Source organism: Ectobacillus sp., from assembly GCF_056992975.1.
Map to the genome: position 1 here is coordinate 1 of NZ_JBXKMX010000098.1, position 8334 is coordinate 8334.

Genomic DNA, 8334 nt, shown 5'->3' on the forward strand with positions numbered 1-8334 from the left:
TCTTCCAAAGAGGTATAAGGTTATCGTTATTGGCGCACTTGCCTATTTCATAGCCCCGATTGACGTTATTCCGGACATGCTTGCTGGAGTTGGATATACGGATGATTTAGCTGTTCTCGGAACAGCGATTATGCAGGTTGCTATGCATATTGATGAGGACGTAAAGAAACAGGCAAAGGAAAAACTTCATTCGTGGTTTCAAGATGCCGACGTAACGAGCATTGATACTAAATTTCCAATTGGCAAATAGAGTACCTTCGGCGGAAGGTACTCTATTTTTAAGAGATTTTTTTTTTATATAAACATCTAGGAGGACATCATTTAGTTTTTCTTAGGATACTTTCGCTTCTGCCTGTAAAAATAGGTAGATTTCTTCTGGCGTAATACCTATTTTTTTGGCATGGAGTAGGAGTTCGACCCATTCTGGATCTAATTCTTCTATGTTTTCATATTGACTTAACACTTTGTAATTCCTCCTTGTTCATCTTCTACTCTATATATATTCGAAGAGAGCGTGATTTTTATGGGGGTACGAAAAGGAGAAATAACGGCGTATGCAAAAGGAATGAGGTGTGCTTGAGTTTCCTTCTGGATGCACATACAATAACGATATAGATATTGGCAAAGATGAGGGAGATGCAGGAAATGAAAGATGGTAGGAGTGATTACATGTCTCATTCTGGTATGAGTGAGCGTGATAAGCGGCTTTGGCAGCTATATATGCAAGTGATACACGGAGCGGGCGTCGGGGATGTGGATGCCTGGGTTCAGCTGGATGTGAGTATGACGCAAATGAAGGTGTTGATGCTGCTAAATGCGCATGGGCAGATGTCGGTTAGCTCACTTGCTGAGCATATGAAAGCTTCTTTATCAAATATGACGGGTATTATTGATCGTTTGGAGGGACTTGGTTTTGCCCAGCGGGTTCATGGCACAAATGATCGTCGGTCTGTCCTCGTTTCGCTGACGGATAAAGCGAGCACGTTATTTCAAACTTTGACCCATTCAGGTCATGAAAAGCTGCAGCGGGCGATGTCACATATGAATGAAGAAGAAAGAAGCAAAGTGGAGGAAGGTCTCGAAATTCTTACACGTTCGCTTCATCAAGCAGGAAAATAATTCGCTAAAAAATTGACAACTGTTTCAAATCAGTTCATCATATAATTAGTTAATGTGAAATGAATTATTCATGTTAACAGAATGAAACCGAGGTGAATTATTATGACAACTGCTAGTCAAAATCAGCGCTGGGCCATCATTCTATTTTCAATTGGGGTATTTATGGCAGCCCTTGATAACGGGATTATTAGCGCTGCGCTAACTACGATTAATCGAAGCTATGAGGTGTCGGCTTCTTGGGGCGCATGGGGTATTACGTTGTATACGCTCGGACTTTCGGTTAGCGTACCTATTATCGGGAAGCTTTCAGACCGTTATGGACGAAAGAAACTGTTTCTGATTGAAGTATTTTTATTTGGACTTGGTTCCTTGCTTGTGGCATTAAGTGTTTCGTTTCCTATGTTTTTAGCAGCTCGTTTGCTCCAATCACTTGGTGGCGGTGGGATTTTTATTATCGGTAGCTCTCATATTTTAAGTACACTGCCTAAAGAGCAACAAGGGAAAGCACTTGGTGCACTTGGCGGTATGAATGGTATGGCAGCCGTTCTCGGACCTAATATCGGTAGCTTTTTGCTCGCATGGACAGGAAATTGGCATTGGCTCTTCCTAATCAACCTGCCAATTGCGGTTACTCTTATTATTTTAGCGTTCCGATTTATTCAAGAAACGAAGGATCCGAAAAATGCACCTCTTGATGTAAAGGGAACTGCACTCTTGGCACTTTCCGTGTTAAGTATTATGTATGGTATTACGAATTTAAATGGTACAGATCTGATCAAGAGTTTGACGAACCCGTCCTTCCTAGGCTTTATTTTAGCCGGAATTGCGTTGTTCATCGTATTGTTAACACTTGAAAATCGTTTAGAACGCCGCGGCGGAGATCCGGTTCTTCCTTTCTCCTTACTTCGCACACCTGTCTATTTATGGACACTTGTGATCGGCGTATTTTCCGGGGCGCTTATTGCAGCGATTATTTTCATCCCTGCTTTTGTAGAACAATATTTAGGGGTACCGGCTGCACAGTCTGGATATTGGATGACTCCGCTAGCCCTTGCATCTGGTGTTGGTGCCGGACTTGGCGGTGTATTTACAGATAAAAAAGGGCCAGTAGTTACAATTGTTATATCAAGTATTGTTGGATTTATTGGTTTCTCGCTTTTCCCGTTCTGGGTATCGAATACATGGCAGTTTATTATCGCCAGCTGCTTAGCCGGCTTTGGATTTGGTATGACGCTTGGCGCACCTGTCAATGTACTAGCAACAGAAGGAGCAGGTGCAGACAAAGGTTCAGCACTTGGAACGCTGTCCCTCTCTCGTCAAATTGGACTTACCATTGCACCAACGATTTACGCAGGATTCCTAACGAGAAACTTCCAAACTATCGGAAATGAAATTATGATTAACCTACAAAATGCAGGCGTAAATTTAAAAATGATTCCTGCAAGTATGTTTGGCTCCCTTTCTCAAAATACGAGCGTGAGTGACATGCTAAAGGCTGTTGATAACATTCCAGATCCAAAAGTAAAAGAAGTGATAATAAATACGATTCATACAGTAATAGGAAACGGATTTGGCTCCCTCTTCTTATCAGCGGCTGTTATGTCAGCTCTTATGCTCATAGCTATTTTCATTATTAGTTTACTTCGCAGTAAAGGTAAAAACGTAACGAAAAGTGCACAATAGTAGGAAAATGAAAAGGAGGTCGCCTATAGGTGACCTCCTTTTTGCATTGCGCTATTTCCCCTTCAAAAACGCACGATCCTTTAAAAATAAGTTCCAGAAGAAGATAAAGCCAGGCAATAGAATGGCAATTCCGACTGCATATAGGACAAGCAGCGTGTAAAATGTTTCTTTCGTCGTAAAGCTTGTATAAACAGTGACGTTCGGATAGACGATGTACGGCAAATGCGCTTTGCCATATGCGTAGCTAGCCAGTAAATATTGAACGATGGTAGCAAGTATGGCGATGCGCGGGTATCCGAATGTCGGATAGTTGCGGTTGTTCCACCAAAGCGACGAATAGCCAATAACGAAAAAAACAAGGGATGCTGCAAACCATGGAATCTCCTGTGCCAGATTAGTAAGTAACCAGCTTGAACCTGATTGATTGGCTACGAGGGCCAAAATGGCAGTAAGTAAAGTAGTCGGCCCAAGTAGAATGGCAGCCCGTCGGTACACCCGGTACGCATCCTCTGAAGCTTGCTCCCGCGAAAAATCAGCTAAAAACAAGGAGGATAGGAATAATTCGGACGTTAATCCAAATAGAATATAAAGGTATACGGTAGGATTACTAAGGAGCTTTCCATATAATAGCTTCTCGGTAGGACCTGAAAAATCAACGAACGTCCCTTCTGTCACGGGAAGTACCGTAATAAGAAGAGCCGGAATAAGCAGGCCGGTTATTCCTGAAATGATGCGCATCGTATTTTCATAACGCGGCAGCGAATAGGAAAATACCATAAATGAGCTACGCACAGCAACCAGAACAAGAATAAGGGAGACAGGTGCGAACATGACCGTAGCTAGGGTAAAGGCCGCCTTTGGAAATAGTCCGATGAAGGCGACGACAACAAAAACGAGTACGGTATTGGTTAGCTCCCACGTCGGTGATAGATACCGGCTGGCAACCTTGCTTGCAAGTGTCCGATGATTCGCATAGACCATCGACCAGAAACCAGCACCAAAATCGATGCTCCCAAGGATGCTATATGCAAAAATGAGAGCCCACAATATGAGAATAGCAATGCTTTGTTCGTTCATGATGGGGTTCCTCCATAGGATTCAAGCTCTGCTTGCAACGGATGGTGTCTGAAAAAGGTGCGTAGTACAATGACCGTAAGTACTGCAAAAAAGAAATACAACACGATAAAGAGCATGAACAGCGGGCCTACAAAATCTGCGCGCGTCGCTGCTTCTGCTGTTCTTTGAAAGCCGTAGATTACCCACGGCTGACGGCCGCTGCAACTGAAAATCCAACCGAATTCGATGCCAAGCATACTAATGGGGCCGATCGCTACAATTAGCCATGTTAGCCATTTTGGTAAAACACGCCGCCGTGAGGGAAGATACCAAAGAAGAAGCCCAATACCTGCAATCACTGTTGTAAGAGTAGCGGCTCCGACCATAAGATTAAAGAAAACATGTGTGTAAAAGGGCGGCCACGTATCTTGCGGAAATTCATTTAATCCTTTTACAACGGTGTCTGGAGAAAAACCAGCGAGTATACTGAGAGCCCATGGTACTTCGACGCCGTACTTAACGCGGTGCGTTGCTGGATCAACGAATCCTCCAATTGCAAGCGGCGCATGGGACTGCGTGTCGAACAATCCTTCTGCAGCCGCTAGCTTTTCAGGAGAATGCTCATGTAGATTGATTGCCGATGCATGACCGGATACCCACATAAGAACGCCGCATAGAAAAGCAACAAGAAGGCTGATATGGAGTCCTTTTTTATGATAGGCGGTCTCACGAATATCTCTACGTTTCAATAGCTTGTATGCGGCAATGGATGCGACTACACCTGCACCCGTAGCAAAGGCTGTAATGACGACATGCAAGGACCCTGTGAGAAAGCTTGGATTAAAGAAAGCTTCCCACGGATTCACATTATAAATCGTGCCGTCCGGTTTCATTGAAAATCCCGCCGGTGTATTCATCCATGTATTCGCAGAGGTAATGAGAACACCGGAGATGGTGGCGCCTAGCATAACGAGAGTAAGGGATAGAATACGCAAGGTTGACGAAAGCTTGTCCGCCGCATATACGTAAATGGACATAAACAATGCCTCAAGGAAAAAGGCAAAAATCTCAATTTGAAAGGGTACGGCAATAACTTGCCCTAACACTTTAGCAAACCCAGGCCAAAGCAATGAAATTTGCACACCGACAATCGTACCAGACGGAATCGCTACACCAAGTAAAATAGCAAATACCTTCGTCCATCGCTGTGCCATAATAGCATAATCACTATCCTTTTTTACATGATGCATCCATTCAAATAGCAAAATCATGAGAGATAGTCCGATTCCTAGCGTTGCAAAAATAATGTGAAAGGCGAGTGAGGTACCAAAAAAAGCACGCGATAACTGAACTGAATTCATCAACAAATTCTCCTTCTTTTTTCCTTATTCTCCTTAATAAATAGAAAAATATACAAAAAATGTACAAAAAAAACATAGAAATCTATGGATTCATTTGTAAATAAATGTTAGAATAATTAAAAATAACTCTATTTTTATAATGCCAAAATTGATTTATGTCGAAAGCTGTTCTATAATGATATACGAACAAAGGTTCTTGAACTGTTTGTATTCGAAAAGGGGGCTTCTCATGTATCCAGAGGTTATTAGTAAGATGGCGTTCTCAAAAGAGCACAAAGACTTATTATTAAAGCTTTACAATAAGGAGATTACAAGAAAAGAATATGATAACCTGGTTAAAGGATTATATCGACCTTCCAAGGAACCAGTTGGAATAGAAGAATAGAGAAAGCTGGCTTATGTAACTCATTAGGGGATTTGAAAAACAACTTTAAAAATAAAATGTCTACATATAAAAAGCCAAGTGAGCGTTTGTCCTCACTTGGCTTTTCGTGTCTTTGGAACGAAGGATGCTAGGGATGGAATCGGGAGCTTAATCATCATTTTTACAACAGGTCCGGTTATCATATGACCGAACGGAATAAAACTACATGCAACTATTGTTGTGACGGAAAAGACCGCCGTTACAGTAAATAAGAGGATACTGTACGTTAAAGTATTGTTAGCAAGATGAAAGACGGTAAGAAATTTAGCACTGATTCCAAGAAAGAAAACATGGGCCAAATACGATCCGTATGTGAACCGACTAATAAAAGTAAGAATGGTGAATACGAACGTACGACTATGAACAATGGTCATCGCAAGTGCATACAAAAGCAAGATTTCAACGGTAATGTAAATAAACATCGAAGGTTTCAAATAGGTAGAAACCTGAAGATGAATTGCTTGTATTCCGTCAAAGGAGAGAAGCTCGTACCCTACGATAACAAATAAAACAAGAAACAAAAATGTGTTAAGCGGGACGTTCTTGATAATGAACTTGCGCCAAGTCGGTAAAGTTACAGCAGCCACGCCTCCCAGCATGAAATAGAAGGAATAGAAGAGAAACGAGCGATCCGTATATTTGAGAAACAAGGAACTTGTCAACGTGACCCCGTTAAATATAAAGTGAGAAGACAACCACATGAGTCCGAAATAACCGAGTGCAAACACCGTCATAATCCGGTACAAGCTTTCTTTGGAATGCACACGCTTGCGAACTGCATGGAAGGTTAGAAATAAAAGTGGAAACAAAATATGGACTTGAAACATCATCACCACGTACCATAAATGAGGGGCAGCTGACCCTTTCAGCAATGTCTTAACAATCTGAATGAAAGGAACGGATGTCTGCGTTGTATACATATAAATCATTGACCATACAACATAAGGTACGATAAGTGTATAGAATTTTTCCTTAATATAAAGCTTATAATTCACCTGTGTATCATGATTATAGAATAACGAAAAGCCAATAATAAAAATGAAGGCAGGTGCTGAGAATTTAGCGAAATTGAAAAACATGCCAATCATAACAGCCTGCTCCGGGGCAAGGTTCGGTTGCGTTATTGTATACATGAGAGAACTTTGTAATACAACGGCTAAAAATGCCAGACTCTGGATAATATCTAACTCAGGAACCTTACGTTTTGCCAATCGTGAAGTCATGTTCATCCTCTCCTTAATGTACAATATCGATTATAGTATTGTTTGTGACAAGAAGAAATGAATAGTTTGTGAAAAATTTCACGATTTTTTTAGAAAAATCAGAAGGGTGCTGGTAGCAGGAAGTGAGAGCGTTTTATAACCACGAAAATGAGCTAGAAGATGTTGCTTGGATGGACTTGCTTACAAGAGGGGGAGCCTAATTTTTCTGACTTATCGCCGATGATCGTATGAGTTCGACGATAAGTCAGTGGCAGGTTTACAGCCTTATATCATGCCAAAAGTTTACCTCTACATGGGCAGATGGTCGGTACGGAAGTAAGAGATAGCCCCTGGAACGAAGGGTAGAAATAATTTGCGGTAAAGCCTCTACCGTTAGTTTACTATCGTGCATTAAGATCACTTCAACATCACGGTACGATTGATTGGATACGCGCTGCAGTACGGAGTTTACACTGCTTTGGGATTTCCAATCGTTCGTGTCAATCGTCCAATCCCACAGCTTAAAATGGGCGTTTACCAAGGAATCCCGGTATGTTTGGGTCAGAAACGGCTTGCTTCCATAAGGTACACGCACAAGCTGCGTACTTAAACCTGTTGCAGCAAGAACAATGCCGTGTGCCTCCTCCATTTCATGAACGAGCGTAGTAGGAGCGCCGTTGTACAAACGTTTTACATCGTGGGTCATACTGTGCAGACCAACGAAATGCCCATCCTCAAGCATTTGCTTCGTTACCTCTGGATCATGCGAAACGCGTGTACCAATTACAAAAAAGGTTGCCCGAGCATCAGCATCGCGCAAAATCTTCAAGATTTGCGGTGTATATCGATTGGGGCCGTCATCAAATGTTAAATAGGCAATTTTTCTTACCGACTGAACAGACCGAGAAGGTGAAACAGTAGAGGAACTTGGATTATCATGAAAACTAAGAAACCTGGAAGGTACGATTGCATGTACAACACTTGAAGAAGAAAAAACGAAAAAAACAACAGTCATCACGCTGAATTGCATCCATTTATTTATCATGTTAATCACCCTGCACATAACAGAATCTTACCTTTAGGTTATTCTGTTTTTTCATCGTTAATCAAAGCATATTATGGAAGCCATCTTGTAAGTCGTGAATGAGAAGAGTGGGTCGGAAAGCTTGGATCGTAAGTACAGAGGTTTGGATTGCAAGTAGGAAGAAAACGTGAATGAGAGAAGTGGGCAGGAAGAGTTGGATTGCAAAAACAGGAATTTGGATCGCAAACCAAAGGAAACGGATCGCAATGGCAGGAACTTGGATCGCAAGTAGGAAGAAATCGTGAATGAGAGAAGTGGGCAGGAAGAGTTGGATCGCAAAAACAGAAATTTGGATCACAAATCAAAGGAAACGGATCGAAACGGTAGGAAATCGATTTGTATTTCATAAAAAGCAGGGCATTATTGTCGCAAGTATGCCGCATAACAAAAGGGTATCCCCTATTT

Annotated in this window: 9 protein-coding genes; 4 read left to right on the forward strand and 5 right to left on the reverse strand. The window is 41.8% G+C overall.

Annotated features, from left to right (window positions below):
• Positions 1 to 250, forward strand: a 250-nt coding sequence (locus AC11ZT_RS04770; protein ID WP_484058511.1) for a YkvA family protein, incomplete at its 5' end; no start/stop codon positions are given.
• Positions 251 to 331: 81 nt separating this feature from the next.
• On the opposite strand, the gene AC11ZT_RS04775 is transcribed toward AC11ZT_RS04770, so the two are convergent.
• The gene (locus AC11ZT_RS04775) at positions 332 to 463 is read right to left on the reverse strand and encodes an anti-repressor SinI family protein (protein WP_484058512.1); all 132 of its coding nucleotides are present in this window, start codon (positions 461 to 463) and stop codon (positions 332 to 334) included.
• 182 nt (positions 464 to 645) lie between these two features.
• On the opposite strand from AC11ZT_RS04775, the gene AC11ZT_RS04780 reads away from it, so the two are divergent.
• Positions 646 to 1119 carry a MarR family transcriptional regulator gene (locus AC11ZT_RS04780; protein WP_484058513.1) on the forward strand — a complete coding sequence of 158 codons (474 nt, stop codon included), beginning with the start codon at positions 646 to 648 and terminating at the stop codon, positions 1117 to 1119.
• A 102-nt stretch (positions 1120 to 1221) separates the two neighbouring features.
• On the forward strand, positions 1222 to 2802 hold the full coding sequence (locus AC11ZT_RS04785) for an MFS transporter (protein WP_484058514.1): 1581 nt from the start codon (positions 1222 to 1224) through the stop codon (positions 2800 to 2802).
• A gap of 51 nt (positions 2803 to 2853) precedes the next feature.
• On the opposite strand, the gene AC11ZT_RS04790 is transcribed toward AC11ZT_RS04785, so the two are convergent.
• Together AC11ZT_RS04790 and AC11ZT_RS04795 are read right to left on the reverse strand one after the other, a co-directional pair.
• Positions 2854 to 3879 carry a cytochrome d ubiquinol oxidase subunit II gene (locus tag AC11ZT_RS04790; RefSeq protein WP_484058515.1) on the reverse strand — a complete coding sequence of 342 codons (1026 nt, stop codon included), beginning with the start codon at positions 3877 to 3879 and terminating at the stop codon, positions 2854 to 2856.
• Positions 3876 to 5219 (reverse strand): cytochrome ubiquinol oxidase subunit I, encoded by a 1344-nt coding sequence (locus tag AC11ZT_RS04795; protein ID WP_484058516.1) that lies wholly within the window; start codon positions 5217 to 5219, stop codon positions 3876 to 3878. The genes AC11ZT_RS04790 and AC11ZT_RS04795 overlap by 4 nt, the downstream gene beginning before the upstream one ends.
• A 229-nt stretch (positions 5220 to 5448) precedes the next feature.
• Between AC11ZT_RS04795 and AC11ZT_RS04800 the strand changes: the two genes are divergently transcribed.
• Positions 5449 to 5604 (forward strand): hypothetical protein, encoded by a 156-nt coding sequence (locus tag AC11ZT_RS04800; RefSeq protein WP_484058517.1) that lies wholly within the window; start codon positions 5449 to 5451, stop codon positions 5602 to 5604.
• A gap of 92 nt (positions 5605 to 5696) precedes the next feature.
• On the opposite strand, the gene AC11ZT_RS04805 is transcribed toward AC11ZT_RS04800, so the two are convergent.
• Complete coding sequence (locus AC11ZT_RS04805) at positions 5697 to 6866, reverse strand: acyltransferase (RefSeq protein ID WP_484058518.1); 1170 nt, start codon at positions 6864 to 6866, stop codon at positions 5697 to 5699.
• Positions 6867 to 7122: 256 nt separating this feature from the next.
• Positions 7123 to 7890 (reverse strand): polysaccharide deacetylase family protein, encoded by a 768-nt coding sequence (locus tag AC11ZT_RS04810; RefSeq protein WP_484058519.1) that lies wholly within the window; start codon positions 7888 to 7890, stop codon positions 7123 to 7125.
• Between the last annotated feature and the right edge of the window lie 444 nt (positions 7891 to 8334).